Raw genomic sequence first — 21,028 nt, 5'->3', positions numbered from 1 at the left:
TAGGGAAGCTCAGTGTTTATGGCGAATGTCAAAACTGGCGGCGTGAAAATTAATATGCATGCGAAGACTGTCAGCGGTGTCGACACCCAGTCGACCATCACAGCGACTATGGCTGCAGTCTTGATGGTCAGCACGTACCGTCAGTTTTTTGAAATGCTGTGTAATTGATGGAAAATTGATGCTAATAGGGCCAAATTTAGCAGTTTTCTCCACTGCGCCTTTGCCTCCTAAACCATTAAACTTTCGTTCTTTCCAAGTAATGGATTGATATTGTTCGGCACTTAAGTAATCACTGGTGATTTGACTCTCCATTGCGCCGGTATCTAAAAACCAGAGTTGGTTTGTATTGTTTGTCTTGGTGATCACCATTGGGTCGTCAAACAACCAGACAAGATTTCCGGTTTTCTCTTGCTGCACCGCTGGCTTTTTGATTTCAGCGATTTGCTTGTCAAAATCTAGCGTTAAATCCAATGCTTTTATGATTGGCCACCCGATGATGCCATCGAGTTGATACCAATTAATCCCTAAAAACCGTTGTTCGAGTTCTGTGTGATCTACAACGAGCGCGAGCTGATCCTGGGCTTTAACCGGACCGAGCTGGAACGTTGGCAAACGCACTAAGTCAGCCTTGACCGTGTTTGCAGTTGCGGTATCTATTTCGACTTGTTGCTGTGAGGCAATATCAAGCTTTAATTTCTTCACCACTTTGTCTGTCACTAAGCTTTGAGAAGCACCGGTATCAAGCACAAAGTAAAAATCATATCCGTTTAGCCTCAGCTTTACTCTTGGCAGTGGCACTAACCAATGGTCTTGCAGCGGGATCGTGGCTTGTAGTTGTTCGAAATGAAGTTGCGGCAAGGGGCCAGAATCGAGTGTGCTGGCTATCACAGCACTACTGTGCGTAGAGGAAACAATTCCCTCATCAACTAGCTTACGGATCTTTTCGTATTGCTGTTGCTCGGTCAGCAACGCAACCCACTGCGGTAATACTTGAGGGACTTCCTTATATAGCTTTGCCAACTCGGATTCGGCCAACGCAAAGTTGCCAGCTATCATATAACGATAAATATCGTTTAAGGTGGCTTGCTGCTCTTCTGTGATGGCTTCCAATTCTGGCGCCCAACCGTTTATCGCTGGGTCAACTTGTGCGTGGCTCATTGATATACCTAGGAATAAAATCAAAATAAAAAACAAGTTTCTATACTGCATCGTTCACTTCTATACATTGACTTTGGGTAATTTGCTGACGTAACTGGGCATGTGCAATCCTCATTGCTTGCGCTTTTTCTTCCGCGACAATAACGAGGTTCACGCATTCTTTGGCACTATCGGAACACACTGCCAATATCGATATCCCTCGCTCGGATAGCTGACTTTTTAACGCCTGAGTGTTGATAGCAAACTGATTGCTGAATAACGTAAGCAGTAACAGGTTTTGACTTTGCTGTATGTCTTGGAGAGTTTGTAACGTTTTGTCTTGTAAGAATAAATCCATAACGAAACGCAATTCAGCAGCGCCTTTATCAACACAAAATAGTCCTAGCCGTTCGCCATGGGGCAATACTTGTACACCGCTCAATAACGCTAATGCACTCACAGGGGGACGCTCGCCACCAAAATGAATATGAGTGGCTTTTGGTGTGTTTGGATTCTTTGGACACTTTAGCGAGAGGATTAGCCGCTGTTGCCGCAACAACTGTAACGCGGGATAGTGGATTACAGACGCACCAAACTGTGATAAAACACACAGGTCGTCAAATGCAATATCGGTGATTAAACTGGCTTCAGGAATAATATTAGGATCGGCATTGCATAACCCCTCTACTTCTTTCCAGATTTCAAGGCGACTTGCATTTAACGCAACAGCCCAGATTGCAGCGGTTGTATCTGACCCATTGCGACCTAAAGTCGCTATTTGGCCATCTTCCCCTCGTGCAATAAATCCTTCACTAACATTAACGTGTTTGGCCTGTCTAGCAACCTGTTGACACAAACGGCTAATCTTCTCGATGGCTGGCTGATGCTCAGACTTTTCACCGGATAAATGAATAAATTCAGCAGCATCTAAATAGCCACAGCTAAGTCCTAAAACACGTAAAATACCGCTCATGATTTGTGCGCTCAACCGCTCGCCGAGTGTTAGCAACTCATCATGATTAACCAGCGGGTAATCAAGCCGCTCGAGTGCGTGGTCACACAGATCATAAATCACATGTTGGGTGGCAGTAAGTTCAGGTTCAGCCTGTAAAGTTAGCGCGCATTGCCTAAGTAGCTCACTGTGGAACAACTTTACTTTTTCCAGTGCACGTTTTTGGCTCGGTTTGTGTGGATCTGCGAGAATGGTTTCAAGATCGTTTGTCACGTTGCCACAGCCTGACACTATCACGACGACTCGAGTGTGCTTCTGCTGTTGCTGGATAAGCCTTGCGACACGTAATATCGATTCAGCGCATCCCAATGATGCACCGCCAAACTTCATGACAACGGGACAATTCATCTTACTTACCCCTGCGCTAGCTGACTCATGCTAAGATCAAGCAGTTCAACCGCACGCTCGAGCTCATCCATGGAGATAGTTAAGGCAGGCAGTAAACGCAATACAGCACCAAAGCGGCCGCCAGTCTCTAAAATCAAGCCATTGGCAAAGCATTGTTTTTTGATTGCTGCTGCTAATGAGCCATCGCCTAAATCAGGATGCTTTGGTGATCTGGCCGTGTTTGGATGAATAATTTCAACCCCCAGCATCAAACCCCGCCCTCTTACATCTCCGATAAAGGCATACTTTTGCTGCAATTTTTCCAGCTCGGCTTTAAGCCATGCCCCTTTTTCTCGAGCAGCTTCGGCCAGCTTATCACGGCGGATGATCTCCATACCTTTACGACCTGCGATCATCGCCAGTTGGTTTCCTCGGAAAGTGCCGGTGTGTGCACCTGGTTTCCAGTGATCATATTTTTCACGGTACACGACGACTGACATTGGCATGCCGCCGCCGAGTGCTTTTGACAGTAAAATTGCATCCGGCATGATGTCTGCACTTTGAAAGGCAAATAAATCACCGGAGCGAGCAAAACCGCACTGAATTTCGTCAAAAATTAAGGGGATATCGTATTCATCACACAACTGACGCAGTCCTTTAAGCCATTTTGCGGGTGCAGGGATACAGCCGCCTTCACCTTGGATTGCTTCTAAGATCACAGCTGCTGGCTTAGTTATACCACTTTCAGGGTCGCTAAAGACGGTTTCAATATGGTGTAAAGAGGTTTCTATTAATTCATCACCTTGTACTAAATAAGGGGAACGATAGTTATAAGGGAAAGGTAGGTAATGCACATCAGGCATCAACGATGCGACTGACTCTTTGGCGTTGAGGTTACCGGTGAGTGACAACGCACCTGCAGTCATACCATGATACCCACCATGAAATGCAAGTACCGTGCGACGCTTTGTTGCGGTTTTAAATAGCTTAATCGCCGCTTCGGTGGCATCTGCGCCAGATGGACCACAAAATTGAATGCGCGCTTCATCGCGAAATTTCTCTGGCAGTAAACCTAATAATTCCTTAGTAAACGCATACTTTGCTGGTGTTAAAATATCCAACCCTTGCATCACTTCATCTGTGTGAAGGTACTTAATTAGCTCTTGTTTGATTTCTGGATTGTTATGGCCCAGTGCTAATGTCCCCGCACAAGCCAATAGATCTACATATTCTTTTCCTTCAGCATCGGTAAGGATTGAGCCTTTGCCTGCCACAATGACTTTATCGATAACTCGCGAATACGTTCTTGCGCTAGACTCTACGTAGCTTTGGTAGGTGTACCAACTCGTTGTGTCTTGCAGTTCAGTGTGGTCACTTGTTAATTCCTGTGTTCTATCCATTTGCGTTATCACCCTCATTGTTACATTGAAGTTTCATTCACATTACAATTAAGGTTGGTCAAGATATATAAACAATTACAAATCAGCAACTCTTGTAAAATAATCTAAAACAAAACGAACCTTAAAATTAACACTACAAAAACAAAACCAAACCTTTCCATAAACATTAAGTCGATATTAATTAAACAGTTACGGAAAATGAGATTGATATTTCGATTGAGTTGCTTCATTTTTTATTTACAAAATTACTGTTGAAACATAGAGAAACCTCTTTTCAGCGTAAATAACAGGCACATAGTTGCGAATATAGAAACAAATTTTCCACTTTAAATTATGTTACGATCGCTTACTCATATGATTTCGCTACACCATGTGTAAAACAAATAACGACAGCCTGAGGTGGGTATGTGGTAAATAAATAAAAAAGCCACACCGTTGTTGGGGTGTGGCTTGGGAGCATTGCATGGGTGTAAGGTTGCAATGATTCTTTCCGATAAGGCGAGAGATTAAGCAGCTTGTTCGTCGTCTTGTCCTAAGCGAATTAGGTAGTCAAAAGCGCCTAGACTTGCTGTCGCTCCGCCGCCCATCGCAATGATAATTTGCTTAAATGGTGTGGAGGTTGCGTCGCCTGCCGCGTAAACGCCCGCCAGACTTGTCGCGCCCTTACTATCAATTTCGATTTCACCAAAGCGGCTAAGTGCAACTTCACTCGACTGTAACCATTCGGTATTTGGCACAAGCCCGATTTGCACAAAAATGCCGGCTAATGCCAATGAATGAGAGCCACCGCTCACTCTGTCTGTGTAATTAAGGCCTACAACTTTGTTGCCATCACCAACGACTTCGGTCGTTTGCGCATTTTTGATAATAGTAATGTTCGCGAGACTTTTCGCCTTTTTAATCAGCACTTCGTCGGCTCTAAGCGTATCGGCAAATTCTAATACTGTGACGTGCTCAACAATATTTGCCAAATCAATAGCCGCTTCGATGCCTGAGTTACCACCGCCGATGACAGCAACAGGTTTCCCCCTAAATAGCGGACCATCACAGTGTGGACAATATGCTACGCCTCGACCCTTGTACTCTGTTTCGCCGGGGACATTCATGCTTCTCCATCGCGCGCCGGTCGCCAATACCACAGATTTGGCTTTTAACACCGCGCCGCTTTCGAGCGTGATATCAATGGTTTCGCTCTTGTTGATTGCCGCTGCACGCTGGTTTTTCATCACGTCAACGCCATACTGGTTAACATGCTCTTCTAACTGTGCAACCAGCTTAGGACCTTCGGTTTTCTGTACAGAGATAAAGTTCTCAATACCCAACGTATCAGCAACTTGGCCACCGAAGCGCTCAGCAACTACTCCGGTATTTAGCCCTTTACGGGCAGCATAGATTGCCGCTGATGCACCAGCAGGACCACCACCGACAACCAGCACGTCAAACACGTCTTTCTCGTTAAGTAATGCCGCCTGCTTTTCACCTGCTTTGCTATCAAGTTTTAATAAAATATCGCTTAAGCTCACAGCACCTTGGCTGAATTGCTCACCATTTAAGTACACTGTTGGCACTGCCATGATGTTGCGCGATTCCACTTCTTCTTGGAATAAAGCGCCATCAATCATGGTAGTGGTGATATTTGGGTTGACAGCCGCCATGAGATTCAGAGCCTGCACCACTTGCGGGCAAGTTTGGCAGCTCAGTGAGATGTAAACCTCAAAGTTCAATACTTTGTCTATATTCCTGAGAAGTTCCAACTCGTCTGCTGATGCTTTAGTGGCATGCCCGCCTGAATGCAATAATGCAAGTACCAAGCTGGTAAACTCATGCCCCATAGGAACACCGGCAAATGTAATTTCACTCTTCGTTTCAATGCCGCGCACCACCATTTGCGGGATACGCTCACCTTCACTTGATTCAGATAGCGTAATTTTGTCGCTCAATGATGCCAAGTCTTGTGCTAACCCTTTTAGCTCTTGCGATTTTTTACTGTCATCAACAGTAATGACGAGTTCAATCGGGCGTTGTAGAGAGCTAAAATGGCTTTGTAGTTGAGTTTTAATTTGGTTGTCTAACATATAAGGTAACCCTCTGCAGAAACTACAGTAAAAATTCGCAAAAACGATGAGTTTGATTCATCTAGATGGTTGAGATGGGAGTGCATGCGGCACTCCCGTTGACAAGTTAGATTTTACCAACTAGGTCTAGTGAAGGTGCTAGTGTTTCTTCACCTGGCTGCCAAGAAGCTGGACATACTTCACCATCGTGAGATGCGATGTATTGAGCTGCTTGCACTTTACGTACTAGCTCTTTGGCGCTGCGACCAATACCTAGGTCATGCGTTTCGATAACTTTGATTTCACCCTCAGGGTTGATAACAAAAGTACCGCGAAGTGCTAGACCTTCTTCTTCGATCATCACACCGAAGTTACGAGTAATACGGCCTGTTGGGTCACCAATCATTGGGAATTGGATCTTCTTAATGGTGTCTGACGCATCGTGCCAAGCTTTGTGCGTGAAGTGCGTGTCTGTTGAGACAGAGTAAACTTCGACACCCATTTCTTGTAGCTGTGCATAGTAGTCAGCTAAGTCTCCAAGCTCTGTTGGACATACAAAAGTGAAATCGGCTGGGTAGAAGAATACGATTGACCATTTACCAAGTAGGTCTTGCTCAGAAACTTCTATAAAGTCGCCACCGTGGTATGCCGTTGCGTTGAATGGTTGAATTTTAGTATTGATTAATGAAGTGCTCATCGCTTTCCTCACTGTTGTTGAGTTTAAAATAATGTCGGCGATTACTGTTCGCCTTGGCTTGAGTACAAAGATAAGGGGAAGTGATTATTAAATAAAATGGATTGTTTGAATCACTGCAATCGAAAAAACTGATAACTCTCTTTCAAGTGATCAACTAAATCAGCGTAAGAGTATAAAAATAAGATAATTACGGTATGATCCAAGCAATTTATTAGACAGAGCGTGACTATGCACCCGTACTTCAATCATATTCAACTTGGTTACTTTGGCTTTCTTCCCTTCTTAGCGTGTGTCGCATGGACACTAATGACTGGTGCATCAAGTGACGTGCTTCATGCTTTTCAATTTTACAGTCTGGGGATTCTAGCCTTTATGGCCGGAAGTTTATGGCGTCCAGAAGAGCAAACCTACAAACAAGCAATATTGGCCGTAATTGTCGTGATCCCTTACCCATTACTCAGTGTGGCAGCACCACAATGGCTGCTCTTATACCTCGCCACCTCATATTGGCTTGTATATTTTATAGAGCGCAGCTCGTCTCGCTGGGGTGACTATCATAAAGACTATCAAAAAATGCGAACGGTACTGACTTCCCTAGTCTTTGTTAGTCATCTATTTATGATTGCTCAAGCGCTTGAGTTAAGTGCATAAGTGACTTGCTTCTGAAGCTCAGTTAACTATAACTAAAGATAACTGAAGCATCAGAAGCCAAAGTAATTTGATCAAAGCCGCATTGCCACCATTAATTATATGGATAGCCATCATTCTTTTTGGTGGCTACATGTACTATGCCGGTCATTACGAATACGAGAGCTACGAAGAGTTGTTCTGGTTTGGTATTTCTTTCACTTTATTTAATTTGATCACCAGAGAAATCGCTAACCCGTTTTTGCGCCTTGCCCTACTTGTGTATTGTGCGGGGCTACTCCTTGATATTATTGATAATTTTACCAACGGTTTTTCCATTCCCTTACTTAATTTTGACACTTCTTTGAAAAATATCGGTTTTTTACTCATCAGCTTTGGTTTTTACTGCATGATCACCAATAAAAGAGCCAGCATCGCAGAACTAAAAAAAGAAGTAGAAAGAAGAAAATTGTTAGAAGAGCGGATGCGATATGAAGCTAACCACGATGCGATGACAGGCGTAGGAAGCCGTCGCGCTTGTTTTGAAGGGCTGAAAACACATCGCTTTGATAATCAATGGCTACTCTACCTCGACTTGGATAATTTTAAGCAAGTTAATGACAACTATGGTCACCATATTGGTGACGAAGTTTTGATTAAATTTACCCAGAATATGAAAGATTACTTTGGCTTAGACTACAGCTTTCGTATCGGTGGTGACGAATTTATTGTCTATATTAATACTGTGCTTCCAGATACAGACGAAGTAAGAGCGGCATTATTAAATGGATTACTCGATTACAAAATTAACGTCAGTATTGGAATGGTCAAAGTCGACCCGGCTAAACAAGCAGATCAGCTCATTCATGAAGCCGATGAGCATATGTATGGCGATAAACGCGGTAAATCACTCAGATCTAGCGCTAGAGGGTAGTACTTCTGCATTGATTTATTGACTAAACTTCAATGGCGCTGTAAGCATCACAATCCAATCCAAACTCTGTGCTAACTTCTCTAAATTTATAAGTTTTTTAAAGCCGAAAGCGCTAGCACTATGTTCCAATGATTGCTAAGCTTGCGTTAATATCAAGTTACAAGGGAAGATAACGTGTTTGCAAAACTATTTACAAACAATGAAACCCAACAAGCCTTATTACAAGCCCAGCAAGAAATCGCCAGTTTAAAGCACGCTAATGCACAGTTAACTGCTGAAAATGAGTCTTTAAAACAAGAAGTTGTAACTTCACAAGCGGCACTCAATGATAATACTGATAATCAGCTACTGCAGTGTGCATTGACTGGGTTAAGCCAAGTACAAGGGATCCGTGAAACTGTTCTTGCAAGCTTTATGAGTATCGAAGAAGAAAGCCATTCCATTGAACAAGTGAACTCCGCCTTTTCTAAATCTGAAACCGCGCTGCGTAAAATACTTGCGGGAATGGAGCAGCTTGGCGGCAATATGGACAGGATGACCACCAATATTTCAGGTCTATCACAGATGGCAGATAGCATTAATACGTTTGTTACCACGATTTCGAAAATCTCGGATCAAACTAACCTGTTAGCACTTAATGCAGCTATTGAAGCCGCCCGAGCAGGTGAAGCAGGCCGCGGCTTTTCGGTTGTAGCCGACGAGGTTCGCGCCCTGGCAACCAACACCAATGAATCCGCCAACGAAGTCTCCGATCTGGTCAAAAAAATCATCGATACGACCCACACAACTGTGAGTGCCGTGGAAGAAATCCAAGCGTCTAATATCACGCTATCTGATAGTATTGGACACCTAAACGATGAATACGAAGGGATTGTAAGTTGTTGTGACTCAATGAAAGACACCATTTTAGTCTCTACTACTCAAACCTTTATTCAGACAGTAAAGCTCGATCATGTCGTTTGGAAAGGAGACGTATATAACGTTATTATTGGTAATAGCCATAAGAACATCAGCGACTTTGCCGATCATACGATGTGCCGCTTAGGTAAGTGGTTTAGTGGCGATGGCGCTCAAAAATTTGGTAGTCACAACGCGTTCAAACGTCTAGAAGCTCCGCACAAAGAAGTGCATAGAGCTGGTGTAGAGGCAATGAAAAAGTTTAAAGCCGGCGATTCTCAAGGCGCAGTAAAACAGCTTAACCAAATGGAACATGCCAGCGTTGAAGTGATGGACTTACTCGACCAACTAGGGCATTGATAAAAAGCACTACAAAGCTTTTCAATTTACCCGCTTAACACGTAGACTGGCAGTCACCGATTGAAAGCGGGTAACTTTTCATGTAATCTTGAGTTGGTATGCATTATTCAAACACACAACTCTCCTCAATTAATGCAAGTAACGCTTCTTCAAACGTTTCATACTCATCAATTATTTCCCAGGTAACTCTATCTATGACAGCATAGAGTCGGGTGTTCAAATTGAAAACTACACGACTCATGTTTTCATCAGCATATGCAATAAATTGCTTCAGGGAGCACTCTTCATAAAATGATTCATTGGCTTCAATTATACCTGGAAGATAAATTGGACTTTCGAAGGTGTTTGTACCATACACGTTTAAACCATTTACAGAAAAACCATTTGAAATTTTTAATAATTCTATAAACTGGTCTGATATTTTCCCCTTAAAAATCTTAATGAGTTTTCTTGCAGCTTTATAAGTTGTTTCTCAGTTGCGGGAGGAAGTAAAAAACCTTCTTGGTATTTCGATTCTTCTATTTTGTTTTTCTGTTCGATCAAATTGATTAGTACGCTCATCATCATCTCACTTAGGATAAACCAAACCTTCGGGAATCTTTTTTCTGTTACCCACTCATTACTCATTTGTTTACCATTTTTAGTTTTACCTAAACGCGCCTTATTGTATTTGGCTTCGGTGATCACAAAATCAGGTGGTGGATTTGGGTGTAAATAGATCCCATCTATACCAGTTTCGCCGGGCTTAAAATTACCGTCGGTTTTACCTAATGGTGTATAGCCTTTTTCCGTCATTAATTGATGGGCATTGTACTCACCCGCAGCCGCTTTTCTATGGTTTAGTGATTTATGTTGCGTAAAGTCACTAGGCGTTTTGCGTGATGGCGGATTAACTTTGTTAACAGGGGCACCTTTGAGATCGTTTCCTTCTGGAGCTGAAAGCTCCGGCGCTTTAGATTTCTTCGGCACATTGGTAACGCCAACCTGTGGTAACTCCCCTTGATATTCATCCAGTGCTTTATTAACTCGCTGTCCGATTTCTTGGGCGGCTTGTTGCATATGCTGGTCGATTTTGGGGGTGACGTCGTCTAGGCGTTTTACCGTGGCTTGCATGCCTTCGATAGCGGCGTCTGGAAGCAGTAGGTCGTAGTGCCAACTGGTAGACATGTCATCAAGTGAATCGCGCAGGCCTTTGACGATGTTTTTTACTTCCGTGGCGGATTGTTTTCCTAGGTCTTGCCAGTTGATGTCTCTTAGGTATTTAACTGGGTCGCCTTTACCGAGCTTGCGTAAAACGGCAAGCGCAGCAGAGAGCGATTCTCCAGTATTTTTTAAGATAACCTTACCTACGCCTTTGACTGCTGAGCCCACTACTGGCACCAAACCAATACCCGTAAGGGTAAAGGCCAGCCAAGCGTCAGTGTCGTTGGCTTCATCATCGTCAGTCAGTAACATGACATTGGCGGTGATATCTCGTAAATCCATGACTTGGTCGATAATCGGTATCATGGAAATCAAGGTACCTACCACGATTTGTGACGTGGAGGGGTTTTGATTAAAGTCGCCTTGTAGTGTGCCCCATAACCAATCACCTGCTTGAGTTGCAATGCCATTGGCTTCTATCAGTGGTGCGGTATTGCCGCTGCGTACCATTTCAGCGGCTTGCGCTGGGGTGATTTGTCCATACAGTGGGTTTTTAGGGCGATTATCTTCTGGCAGGTAATCGCGTTTATCCTCACCATATTGCACGGTGTATTGACCGGGCGGGGCATTCTCGATTTTTGCTTTACCGCTGTCATCTAAGTTACCGGTCAGCGCTGTGCCGTTTGCAAATCGAATGGTATAAGGCGCGCCCATAATTGGGCTGCCATCTTGATAGGTATAAGACAACTCAATGGTACTGCTCATCATGGTGGCGACGCCATCGGCGGCCAGTGAGAGTCGAGCATTCTCAGAGAGGGCTTGAATTTGCGGTACACTCGGCATCGTGGCGCTTTGTTTACCACCAATATCTTGCTCCATGCTGCCGTCAAACACGGTCATGGCTTTGCCTTTTAAGGTCAGTAACTTGTCTGCAAAGATGTTGACGTTACCACTTGAGTCAATACTGATTTCACTGCCACCATTGGCAAGGGCGAGGTTGCCAGAGCCATTGCCTTTTACTGCGATATTGCCTTGACTTTGAATGATTTGACTTCCCGCTGGGGCGGTGATGGTAAGGTTATTGTCTGCCTTGAGGTTTATATCACTTTGGATAACACTGCGATGGCTGCGACCCGCCTTAAGGGTCAAATTTTGTTTGGCGCTGACGTCAATTTGATTGGCGGTGACGTCTAGGTTGGTTGCTGCATCAATAATCACCGACTTTTTACTCTCCAGTGCCAGTTGTTGTTTGGCGCTGGCAATAAAGGTTTTATTGGTGAGTAGTCGAATTGCGCTTTTAACACTGCCAAGTTGTATGTCTTTGGCCGCAAAAATATTCATCGCACCAAGTTGCGCAAGCCAGTGAATATAGGGCTGCTTTTTATCCCCATGTAAGACTAAGTACTGATTGCTCGCTAGGGTTTGCAACACAATATGCGGGGTATTTGGGGTGTCATCAAACATCAACAGGTTTTGGCCGCGAGAGCACAACACGTTTTGGGTGTTATTGGCGCTAGTAACAACCGACGGTTGGGTGTCGTTAAGGGCAAACCCTAACAAGTAACTTTGGTCAGGGTCGTTGTTCATGCAACCGATGAGCACATTACTGTCTGGCAGCAGTGGAAAGTGTAATCCTGTCGGTTGCTTTTGACCGCGACAGGCATATTGTGTGAGGCGCTTTACTGATACCATTAAGTAATGATTTGTGATCTAATTGTATTTATTTTCCAACTGACAAATAAACTTTGAATACTCATACTTCTGCCGAACTTTTCAAGTTCGCTAAATCAGAAAAAGACGCGCGTAAAAAGATCCGTTATTTAGCGGTAGCGCACTACCGTGATAACCACAATAAAACGCAAATTGCTGCCATGCTACATGTCAGCAGAAGAATGGTAAATGAGTGGGTGAAGCGCTACCTTAACGAGGGGCTCACTGGCCTTGACGCTAAAAAACCTATCGGTAAACGTTGTTATTTAAACGATGCGCAGCAGACACAACTGTTCCAATATATTGAAAAATACAGTCAAAATAGACAACGGTGGTAGGCTGACAGGGTATCGTATAAAGCAATACATTGAAGATGAATTTAACGTCTCTTACCACCCTAATGCGATTTATAAATTATTGGAAAAATTAGGCTTTAGCTGGATAACTAGCCGCTCTCGCCACCCGAAACAGTCCGAACAAGTTCAGCAGGACTTTAAAAAAACTGCAAACGGAATTGATCAAAACGATCCCGCTATTTATCAACCTGAATGACGTGGATATCTGGTTTCAAGACGAGGCCAGATTTGGTCAGCAAAACACCACGACACGCCTTTGGGCAAAAAAGGGAACCCGGCCTAGAGCAGTCAAACAACAACAGTTTGATTATGCTTATCTATAGCTGGATCAAAATAAATTGCGATAGTCCAAGTGCTTAGTAAACAGCTCTTCTATAGAGCAGCGAAACTTGCGCCTGATTGATTTCGCTTGTGCCCACTGCTTTTCAATAGGAAAGTGTTCTTTTTTTAGTCTCTCTGGACTGCATCAAGATACTAAGTGCCCATTATGTGCGTTAGCGTATCGTCAACGTGAGCAAAAAGGTACACAACGAAAACTTATAGCTGACGAGCAAAACGGACAGATAAACCAACGATCCAAACCGCACAAAATGCTATGGCAGGCACAAGACTGGGGGAAGTATTTAAAGTGACTTTGCGTACGTTTGGCCGCCTACGCACTTTCCGCCCTCAAGTGGATCAAACCATTACCAATGCTTCGCCCCGCCACCTTTACTATTTCAACGTTATGTTTAGTAAGGGGAGCAATTACACTGCCGCTAGCCATTGTTTTCCCTGAAAAAGCCACCAGTTTTGCAATGCTGGCTGGAGGAATTTGGTTTTTGGCTGGTGTATTTTGTCTAGTTGGTTTTAAACTAATAAAAGAGCCAATTGCTACAAGATAATAGCCGGATTTGATAAACTCCTCCTTTTACTGATTTAGACTGTTACATGATACTCGATAAAAACTGGCGTATTCTTACCGTAGGTGACGGCGATTTAAGCTTCTCATATTCATTAGCAAAACATTTTGCACCAGCCCATCTTACTGCCAGTGTTTACGACAGTGAAAGTGAACTTAAGCATAAATATCAAGATAATGCTTTTGATAAGCTGCATGATTTAGGGGTTACTGTAGTGACTCAATTTGATGTCACTGAGGCGCATTGTTGGCAAAAAGTGCCGCCGCATGCCTTTGATGCGGTTATTTTTCAATTTCCTCTCATTCCTGCATTTGATTCATTTGAAAGCTTCCAAAACCAAACCTTGAGCGTTAACAGCCTCAATCGGAAATTGCTGCGAGAATTCTTAATAAACGCAGCGGCATATGCACTTGACCCTGACGGCGTTCAACTCGGGGTCATTACCTCAAAGGACGTAAAGCCCTATATTGAGTGGAATCTAGAAGGCAGCCTGATCAACGGACTTGAACAATATTACCTCGGCCAATCTCGGTTTGAGATTTCACAGTTCCCAGAGTATCAAATTCGTAATGTCGACCGTGATAAACACGTAAAAGACACCAGCGGTATTAGCTATTACTGGTCTGTTAACCCAGCTCACGCCATCAAAGAAAAGCTCAAAGTACCTGATTATTTGGGCGATAATTACTGTACTATTTGTAGAGCTGGCCCTTTTATCAATGACAGCGATAAGCTCGCACACTTTAGCTCAAAAAAGCATAAAAATATGCAAAGACATGAAAGTGCGTGGCTTAACTACCTGAGTACACAATCAAAATTGGAACGATAATAAAAAGAAAACATTGAAAATTAAAAGTAAATAAATCAACAAATAACCATTTCAAAAACCAAGAAAGGCATAAAATATACAAAAGTAATTGAGCCATTATTTAGACATGATTAGACTAGCCTTATATCGCCATTTTTAAGCTTGTTATTTATCTTATTGGGGTCTCAATGCCACTACTTAGCCGCGACTTTGTCATTGCGATTTTATGCCTACTTTGCGCTATGGTCACCATTCAATCCGGTGCCTCTATTGCCAAGCAGTTATTTCCGTTTGTTGGGCCTGAGGGTACCACAGCATATCGCCTTGGATTTTCAGCTCTTATTTTATGCTTGGTGTTCAAACCTTGGCGTCATATACCGACAAACTGGCGACCACTCATCGTTTATGGCCTATGCTTGGGCGGCATGAATATCACCTTTTACTATGCCATTGAGCGTATCCCTATTGGCATTGGTGTGGCATTAGAGTTTACCGGGCCGCTCGCCGTAGCACTGTTTTCATCTAAACGGAAACGAGATTATTTGTGGGTTGCATTTGCTATTTTGGGGATCTTGCTATTGTTACCAGATCTTGGCGATGTCAATGGTTTAGACCCAGTCGGTGTTGCTTTGGCCTTGGTTGCTGGCGCTTGTTGGGCTGGATATATTCTCTACGGTAAGCGCTCAGGCAATGAAAGCTCCGGCGGGGTGACTGTGGCAATTGGCATGTCGGTTGCAGCCCTTGCTATCGTGCCGTTTGGCGTGGTGTCTCAAGGTGCAGCCCTACTTGATTGGTCACTGATCCCATTAGGTATCGCGATTGGTTTATTATCCAGCGCCCTGCCTTATAGCCTAGAAATGGTAGCGCTTCGAAAAATGCCCGCACAAGGATTTAGCATTTTAATGAGCGTTGAACCTGCGGTTGCAGCGTTGGCTGGCTTTTTAATTCTTGGAGAGTTATTAACTGTTTGGCAATGGCTTGCCATTTTTATGGTAATTACCGCTTCAGTCGGCAGTTCGGTGTCCAGTAAAGAGTAGATAACTTAAGCTTCGTCTAATTGAATAGGTTAAATAGAAGGAGTAGATCTACTACTTCCCCCTATCGTATCGATTTATTGCTAGTTAACTGTCGCTTCAGTTGTTGCCGGTATCATTTCATCTGTTGATACGTCTTCAGGCACAGCTTCCTCCTCCTCGGGGAACAGGTATTTGTCAAGCCACTGCTCTTGCTCCCAAAGTACATGTAAAATACTTTCTCGCGCTTTATAGCCATGGCCTTCTTCTGGCAACATGACTAACCTTGCATTGCCACCTAAGCCATTCATTGCAGCAAACATACGTTTAGACTGCATAGGGAAAGTGCCTGAGTTTGGATCTTCCTCTCCATGGATCATCAATATAGGTTCGTTGATTTTTTCCGCATGAAAGAAAGGCGACATATTGGCATAGACATCTTGTGCTTCCCAGAAGTTACGCGGCTCCCCCTGAAAACCAAATGGAGTCAATGTGCGATTATAGGCCCCACTTCGCGCGATGCCTGTGGCAAACAAATCACTGTGGGCGAGTAAGTTAGCCACCATAAATGCTCCATAAGAATGCCCTGCAATCGCTATGCGCTTGGGATCTGCGATACCTTTTTCTACCAAGGTATCAACAGCAGCCTTTGCACTCGCAACCAGTTGCTGCCTAAAGGTATCATTTGGTTGCGTGTCACCAGCACCAACAATCGGCATCGTCGGATCATCAAAAACAGCAATACCTTTTGCTAAATACGGCATTGGTCCCCAATAACCAATGTATGGGAATTGATAAGGCGACTCACGCACCTGCGAGGCAACGGCTTTGTCTTTAAACTCGAGTGGGTAAGCCCACATCAACACAGGTATGCGGCCTTTTGATGGGTCATAATCTGTAGGAAGATAAAGATTACCCGATAACTCAACGCCATCATCACGTTTGTACTTGATTTGCTCTTTTACTACGCCTTTAAATGCAGGATAGGGATGCACAAACTTGGTTAGCTGCTCCAATGTATCAAATTGTAAGTCTCGGACAAAAAAGTTAGGTTGCTCTTGGCGTGACTCACGCACAGTAATAAAGCGCATGCCTTCGTCATCTAACATAGCACGCACTCTTTCATAATAAGGTTCACTAGACTGCCAAATACGAGTTGAAGTATTGGTTTTTACGTCAAAACGATCTAAGAAAGGAATGTTGCCTTTCTCAGATGCACCGTTGCCCGTTAAAAACAAATACCTGCCTCCAACTAACTTCAATACTCTTGAACCTAAATCGCTATTTTCATATACAAAGTTGCCAGGATCTTTGTATGCATCATTATAGCTACGCTCTGAAAACACCACGCGATTTTGATCTGGATTACGCGGAGAAAATACAGAGGAACGGACACTGCGATCGGCAAAGCGCCATTCATTCAAAATCGCAACATTATTATCTGCCCATTCAATACTCGAAAAACGACGCTCTACTTTTGCAAAAAGCTCAGGCTCCTTTTTGAATGGCGAGCTAATTGTGTAAAGGTGGTCATGATAGTCAACCTTCGCACTCATATCTCCACCATCTTGCGCCTCGGCCCATATTAGCGTCGCGCCATGGTCGTCACGCCATTGGATCTTGCGAGGACCTTCTCTAACGCTATCAAAGCCGGCGGGTAATGCGTCAGCCAGGGGCTGCCTTGCCACTTCAAATAATGGATAACCCCGCATTCCCCACACTTGCCATACCGCAGGAAAACGGCTGTACGGCACTTGGAATGAGAAAGGATCTGCCATCATACCGACCACTAGATTTGTGGAGTCTGGCGAAACCGAGAAATGCTTAAGATACGTTGGATTACCAATTTGCTGCGCATTAGCATTAAGATTTAGCTTAATTAGCTGCCCCTCAGAATAGAACTTAAATAGCTGAATATCATAAGGACTAGACAACAAATTCTGATAAGTGCGTGTTGATGCTTTCTTGCCAGATGTGGTTTGTACTATTGGCGTTAGACTGGATTTATCTTTTGCGCTTGGTTGTTTGCCATGATTAATTGCTATATTCGCGATAATCGCGGTGCTATCTGGTAGCCATTGGTATGGAGTAGCAGTCACCACCCCATTTAATGTTGATTGGGTAAGCTGCTTAAGATTGCGCTGCTCAATATCATAAGCCCAAAGCGTAGCACTATTTTCTTGTTCAAGAATAAACGCAAGGTAACGGCTATCAGCACTCCAACTGGGAGACTTGACCTTGCCTTTTGGTAGACCGGTCACCTTAACTAAGGCACCTGTAGCTACATGTTTAAACTCAATGGAGCTGTATTGGCGGCTAGATGTTCTCATAAACGTTTGTGGGTTGAACTTTATCCCAGCAAGCGCCTGCTCAGGCTGCCCTAGCTCCTCAAGCGTGAGTACTCTATTGCGCTGTAACAAGGCCAACCAATTGCCGTTCGCACTCAACTTAGAGGTTGGGATCAATGGTGCATCGACAAGCTTTGCCAGCTCTGGAGAAGGTGTCATGTAGCCTTGCTCTTGTGCACATACCGTATATGATACGATTGTCATTAATATGATAAATGTGATTTGTTTTAATAATTTCACTGTATTTACCTATCTTCGGCGTTTAGCGGGTGATCATATAACGATTATCGGGAAATGTGCAGAGATTTGCGATTTAATGCGATGAAAACTTGATGTACACTTAAACACTTAACCAGCCATAATTGATACGAATTAGCATGAACAACGATAAAAAACTCGCTAAGGTTACCATTTTCGATGTTGCCGAAGAGGCAAAAGTTTCTAAATCAACAGTATCCCTTGTCCTGACCCATAGTGATAAAGTCAGCGACAAAAGCAAAGAGAAAGTATTAAAAGCCATCGAAAAGCTGGGCTACGTCTATAATCGCGACGCAGCAGCGTTACGTAGTAAAAAGTCTAATCTTGTTGCGGTTGTTATCAACGACTTAACTAACCCCTATTCAGCACAGCTTGCTGTTGGATTAGAAAAACATATTTACGCGTTAGGTATGGTACCAATGTTGGTTAATACTGGCGAAGACTTTAATCGCCAACGCCAAGTGGTTAACACACTTAAAGAATATAACGTTTGTGCCTTTGTCATGGTGCCCGCACCAAGTACCCCACGAGAGTGGCTGGACCAATTGGCTGACTCTGGATTTCCAGTTATTACCATTATGCGTGAAGTAGCCTTTGCGAAAGCTCCCTGTATTCTACCTGATAATAAAAAAGGGACTCACCTAGCAACGACTCACCTCATCGAGCAGGGAATAAAGAATATTGCCTTTCTCGGTGGTACCCCTGAAATTTCAGATTACCATGAGCGACTGTCTGGATTTCAAAGCGCCCTAAAGCTCAATGGATTAAATGAAGATCAACCTGCAATCGCCGCCCCAACAAATCGTCAAGGGGGGCGAGAAGCGTTTAATACCCTCATCGCCAACCATAAAGAGATAAAAGCTATCGTTTGCTTTAGTGACGTCATTGCATACGGTGCAATTGAAGCCATGCGCGATCACGGACTGGTACCCGGTGAAGACATCAAAGTTGTCGGTTTTGATGACTTGCAAGACTCCCAGCTCATGAAGCCCGCATTAACGAGTGTCAGAATTGATGCAGACGACATCGGTAAGCGGACATGCCATACGTTGTCTGAAATTTTAAATAAGTCACAACCTGCCGTTAGAACCTTAGTGGATGTTTCATTACAGATCAGAGAATCATCGTAACTCCTAGAGCCACTTCATCGCTTAACAAGAAACGTAGCGTTAAGACCTGTTTATAAAAAATGCAAATATTTGCGGCCAAAACTATAGACATTACTGAGAATCTGGATAGAATTCGCACCAATCTTGGCCGCCAAATTTACCTATGCAAATAGCCGGTTGCGAATATCAAATTTGTGTACAAAAACATAACTGAAATCTAAATGATATGTACATTACTAGCAGCGCGTATCCATGATGAACTCAGTTTGATTTTTTTAATTTCAAACACCATACTTTTTAACATTTTCGCCAATTCGCTTCATTCAGTGGAATTGGTATTACATATTTAAGGCTCTCTTTCGTTGAATAACGCAACCTTTACAGAGAAACGCCGCTTTATTGTGAAGTTAGGCAAAATGCTTCACAAATACGGTACCCCTGCCTATCGACTCGAAGCACACTTAATGGAAATAGCCACTCACTTAGGGTTGAAGTCTTCCTTTGTCATGTCTCCGACGTCTGTCACTTTTGTGATTTGGACCGAAGGTCATGAAGAAGAATATACCCATGTGGCGCGTGTTGATCCCGGCGACCACGATTTAGGTTCATTGGCAGATACGGATGATGTCGCAACGCGCGTGTTATCTGGTGAACTGTCAATCCAAGAAGCCGAACAATGCCTCGAAGCCATTTTGCACGCAAAACCCCCGTATAATAAGCTAATGACTGGCCTCGCATTTGCAACATCAAGTGGCGCGTTTGCAATGCTGATGGGAACTAGCTGGAATGATGTCTGGTGGTCAGCACTAATATCACTTGTGGTCTATTTATTTGTGCTTTGGGCTAGCATTTCCAAACGTGTAACCCATATGCTTGAGCCTTTGGTCGCTATCGTATCAGCGGTTGCGGCTTGCGCAGTGTCTGTATACATTGACCCGCAGATCAATATCCGTTTAGTGGTGCTTTCAGCGATTATCGTGTTTATACCAGGTTTGGCGTTGGCACTTGGGTTCGCTGAACTCTCAGCTCGGCACTTAGTGTCAGGCACCGCAAGGGTGATGGACTCTATTATGCTGCTATTTAAACTCTACTTCGGTGCGTTTTTGGGGATCAGTTTAGGGTTTGCGTTTTTTGGTCAAGTTGACTTTTTACAGCCATCACCACTACCACGCTGGACTGCTTGGCTTGCAGTACTGTTACTCTGTAGCAGCCTTGTTGTTATCTTTAGAACAAAATTACGCCATGCAAGTTGGTCGCTCGCATCAGGTTTTATCGCTTACGCGGCAAGTATCAGCTCTGCGGTTTACTTTGACTATGCACTCGGTACTTTTGTGGGCGCGTTTGCAGTGGGTGTCTTTAGTAATATCTTTAACCGTGTGGTGAATGCCCCTGCGTCCATTGTTGCAATGCAAGGCTTGATTGTTCTGGTTCCTGGTTCTAAAACCTATATTGGACTTAATTCACTGATTGAAGGCCAGAGCTTTGTTCATGCGGATCACATTGGCCAACAAACCTTCTTAATATTTATGTCTCTTATCGCTGGCCTTATCTTCTCAAACGTTGTGCTGCCACCTAAAAAGAGCTTATAACGCGCCAAAAGAACTGGAAAGGCGACTTTCCAGTTCTTTGTAGTTGTGAATGTTAACAAAAAACTAAGTAAATCCACTCCAGTAAACTTAACTTAAACTACAAAGTTTCCAATAAGAAAAATTTTATATCCATATATTTCAATAAAATAAAAATTATTAAAGTAAAAAACCGTTAAATTCATAACTATTCATTTCAATTCAAGATTTAACAAACCCCGCTGGTGTTTAATCTTTCTCGAGATCAATCTCTCAATCACAAGTAATACCAATTACCTTAATTAAGTGGTCTATTTTGAGGCGAGAAAACCTTGTCGATAACCAGGCAAAAATTTTGCTATTTAGTTGTT

Annotated in this window: 17 protein-coding genes; 9 read left to right on the top strand and 8 right to left on the bottom strand. The window is 43.5% G+C overall.

Annotated features, from left to right (window positions below; genetic code table 11):
- Positions 1 to 9: 9 nt before the first annotated feature.
- The 5 genes from B1L02_RS23375 to ahpC all read right to left on the bottom strand — a co-directional run bounded on the left by B1L02_RS23375 (position 10) and on the right by ahpC (position 6,627).
- A complete protein-coding gene (locus tag B1L02_RS23375) occupies positions 10 to 1,158 on the bottom strand; it encodes a retropepsin-like aspartic protease (RefSeq protein ID WP_157757279.1) in 1,149 nt (382 codons plus the stop codon).
- 40 nt (positions 1,159 to 1,198) lie between these two features.
- Positions 1,199 to 2,497, bottom strand: coding sequence for a hypothetical protein (locus B1L02_RS23370; RefSeq protein ID WP_088533087.1), 1,299 nt, complete (start codon positions 2,495 to 2,497; stop codon positions 1,199 to 1,201).
- 5 nt (positions 2,498 to 2,502) lie between these two features.
- A complete protein-coding gene (locus B1L02_RS23365) occupies positions 2,503 to 3,876 on the bottom strand; it encodes a diaminobutyrate--2-oxoglutarate transaminase family protein (protein WP_088533086.1) in 1,374 nt (457 codons plus the stop codon).
- A 506-nt stretch (positions 3,877 to 4,382) separates the two neighbouring features.
- A complete protein-coding gene (ahpF, locus tag B1L02_RS23360) occupies positions 4,383 to 5,951 on the bottom strand; it encodes an alkyl hydroperoxide reductase subunit F (RefSeq protein WP_088533085.1) in 1,569 nt (522 codons plus the stop codon).
- A gap of 106 nt (positions 5,952 to 6,057) precedes the next feature.
- A complete protein-coding gene (gene ahpC, locus B1L02_RS23355) occupies positions 6,058 to 6,627 on the bottom strand; it encodes an alkyl hydroperoxide reductase subunit C (protein ID WP_088533084.1) in 570 nt (189 codons plus the stop codon).
- Positions 6,628 to 6,855: 228 nt separating this feature from the next.
- On the opposite strand from ahpC, the gene B1L02_RS23350 reads away from it, so the two are divergent.
- From B1L02_RS23350 to B1L02_RS23340, 3 genes are all read left to right on the top strand, one after another.
- Positions 6,856 to 7,278, top strand: a complete 423-nt coding sequence (locus B1L02_RS23350) for a DUF3429 domain-containing protein (RefSeq protein ID WP_088533083.1) — start codon at positions 6,856 to 6,858, stop codon at positions 7,276 to 7,278.
- A gap of 82 nt (positions 7,279 to 7,360) precedes the next feature.
- Positions 7,361 to 8,188 carry a GGDEF domain-containing protein gene (locus B1L02_RS23345; RefSeq protein ID WP_232003206.1) on the top strand — a complete coding sequence of 276 codons (828 nt, stop codon included), beginning with the start codon at positions 7,361 to 7,363 and terminating at the stop codon, positions 8,186 to 8,188.
- A 174-nt stretch (positions 8,189 to 8,362) separates the two neighbouring features.
- Positions 8,363 to 9,445 carry a methyl-accepting chemotaxis protein gene (locus B1L02_RS23340; protein WP_088533081.1) on the top strand — a complete coding sequence of 361 codons (1,083 nt, stop codon included), beginning with the start codon at positions 8,363 to 8,365 and terminating at the stop codon, positions 9,443 to 9,445.
- A 103-nt stretch (positions 9,446 to 9,548) separates the two neighbouring features.
- Here B1L02_RS23340 and B1L02_RS23335 read toward each other — a convergent pair whose 3' ends face one another.
- Complete coding sequence (locus B1L02_RS23335) at positions 9,549 to 9,851, bottom strand: YrhA family protein (RefSeq protein ID WP_232003245.1); 303 nt, start codon at positions 9,849 to 9,851, stop codon at positions 9,549 to 9,551.
- Positions 9,848 to 12,280: a hypothetical protein gene (locus B1L02_RS25255; protein WP_223192126.1), complete on the bottom strand. Its 2,433-nt coding sequence runs from the start codon at positions 12,278 to 12,280 to the stop codon at positions 9,848 to 9,850. Before B1L02_RS25255 ends, B1L02_RS23335 begins: the two co-directional genes overlap by 4 nt.
- A gap of 53 nt (positions 12,281 to 12,333) precedes the next feature.
- On the opposite strand from B1L02_RS25255, the gene B1L02_RS23315 reads away from it, so the two are divergent.
- The 4 genes from B1L02_RS23315 to B1L02_RS23290 all read left to right on the top strand — a co-directional run bounded on the left by B1L02_RS23315 (position 12,334) and on the right by B1L02_RS23290 (position 15,401).
- Positions 12,334 to 12,636, top strand: coding sequence for a helix-turn-helix domain-containing protein (locus B1L02_RS23315; RefSeq protein WP_088533080.1), 303 nt, complete (start codon positions 12,334 to 12,336; stop codon positions 12,634 to 12,636).
- A complete protein-coding gene (locus tag B1L02_RS23310; RefSeq protein ID WP_197697000.1) occupies positions 12,602 to 12,850 on the top strand; it encodes a helix-turn-helix domain-containing protein in 249 nt (82 codons plus the stop codon). Before B1L02_RS23315 ends, B1L02_RS23310 begins: the two co-directional genes overlap by 35 nt.
- Positions 12,851 to 13,584: 734 nt before the next feature.
- A complete protein-coding gene (locus tag B1L02_RS23295; RefSeq protein WP_088533078.1) occupies positions 13,585 to 14,385 on the top strand; it encodes a class I SAM-dependent methyltransferase in 801 nt (266 codons plus the stop codon).
- 167 nt (positions 14,386 to 14,552) lie between these two features.
- Complete coding sequence (locus tag B1L02_RS23290) at positions 14,553 to 15,401, top strand: EamA family transporter (RefSeq protein WP_088533077.1); 849 nt, start codon at positions 14,553 to 14,555, stop codon at positions 15,399 to 15,401.
- Positions 15,402 to 15,481: 80 nt separating this feature from the next.
- Here the strand turns inward: B1L02_RS23290 and B1L02_RS23285 are convergent, their stop codons facing one another.
- On the bottom strand, positions 15,482 to 17,965 hold the full coding sequence (locus tag B1L02_RS23285; protein ID WP_088533076.1) for a S9 family peptidase: 2,484 nt from the start codon (positions 17,963 to 17,965) through the stop codon (positions 15,482 to 15,484).
- Between the two features lie 137 nt (positions 17,966 to 18,102).
- On the opposite strand from B1L02_RS23285, the gene B1L02_RS23280 reads away from it, so the two are divergent.
- A complete protein-coding gene (locus B1L02_RS23280) occupies positions 18,103 to 19,113 on the top strand; it encodes a LacI family DNA-binding transcriptional regulator (RefSeq protein WP_088533075.1) in 1,011 nt (336 codons plus the stop codon).
- A 341-nt stretch (positions 19,114 to 19,454) separates the two neighbouring features.
- Positions 19,455 to 20,681, top strand: coding sequence for a threonine/serine ThrE exporter family protein (locus tag B1L02_RS23275; protein ID WP_088533074.1), 1,227 nt, complete (start codon positions 19,455 to 19,457; stop codon positions 20,679 to 20,681).
- Positions 20,682 to 21,028 lie beyond the last annotated feature (347 nt).

This window comes from Pseudoalteromonas piscicida (assembly GCF_002208135.1).
Lineage (GTDB): Bacteria > Pseudomonadota > Gammaproteobacteria > Enterobacterales > Alteromonadaceae > Pseudoalteromonas > Pseudoalteromonas piscicida_A.
The sequence above is the reverse complement of the archived record's forward strand: the minus strand, read 5'-3'. Positions and strand labels throughout refer to the sequence as shown.

What these genes read in the sequence shown, in the direction of transcription:
- B1L02_RS25255 (WP_223192126.1), bottom strand. Translation starts at nt 12,280, where the DNA reads ATGGTATCAGTAAAGCGCCTCACACAATATGCCTGTCGCGGTCAAAAG.
- B1L02_RS23350 (WP_088533083.1), top strand. Translation starts at nt 6,856, where the DNA reads ATGCACCCGTACTTCAATCATATTCAACTTGGTTACTTTGGCTTTCTT.
- B1L02_RS23375 (WP_157757279.1), bottom strand. Translation starts at nt 1,158, where the DNA reads ATGAGCCACGCACAAGTTGACCCAGCGATAAACGGTTGGGCGCCAGAA.
- B1L02_RS23280 (WP_088533075.1), top strand. Translation starts at nt 18,103, where the DNA reads ATGAACAACGATAAAAAACTCGCTAAGGTTACCATTTTCGATGTTGCC.
- B1L02_RS23290 (WP_088533077.1), top strand. Translation starts at nt 14,553, where the DNA reads ATGCCACTACTTAGCCGCGACTTTGTCATTGCGATTTTATGCCTACTT.
- B1L02_RS23370 (WP_088533087.1), bottom strand. Translation starts at nt 2,497, where the DNA reads ATGAATTGTCCCGTTGTCATGAAGTTTGGCGGTGCATCATTGGGATGC.
- B1L02_RS23365 (WP_088533086.1), bottom strand. Translation starts at nt 3,876, where the DNA reads ATGGATAGAACACAGGAATTAACAAGTGACCACACTGAACTGCAAGAC.
- ahpF (WP_088533085.1), bottom strand. Translation starts at nt 5,951, where the DNA reads ATGTTAGACAACCAAATTAAAACTCAACTACAAAGCCATTTTAGCTCT.
- ahpC (WP_088533084.1), bottom strand. Translation starts at nt 6,627, where the DNA reads ATGAGCACTTCATTAATCAATACTAAAATTCAACCATTCAACGCAACG.
- B1L02_RS23295 (WP_088533078.1), top strand. Translation starts at nt 13,585, where the DNA reads ATGATACTCGATAAAAACTGGCGTATTCTTACCGTAGGTGACGGCGAT.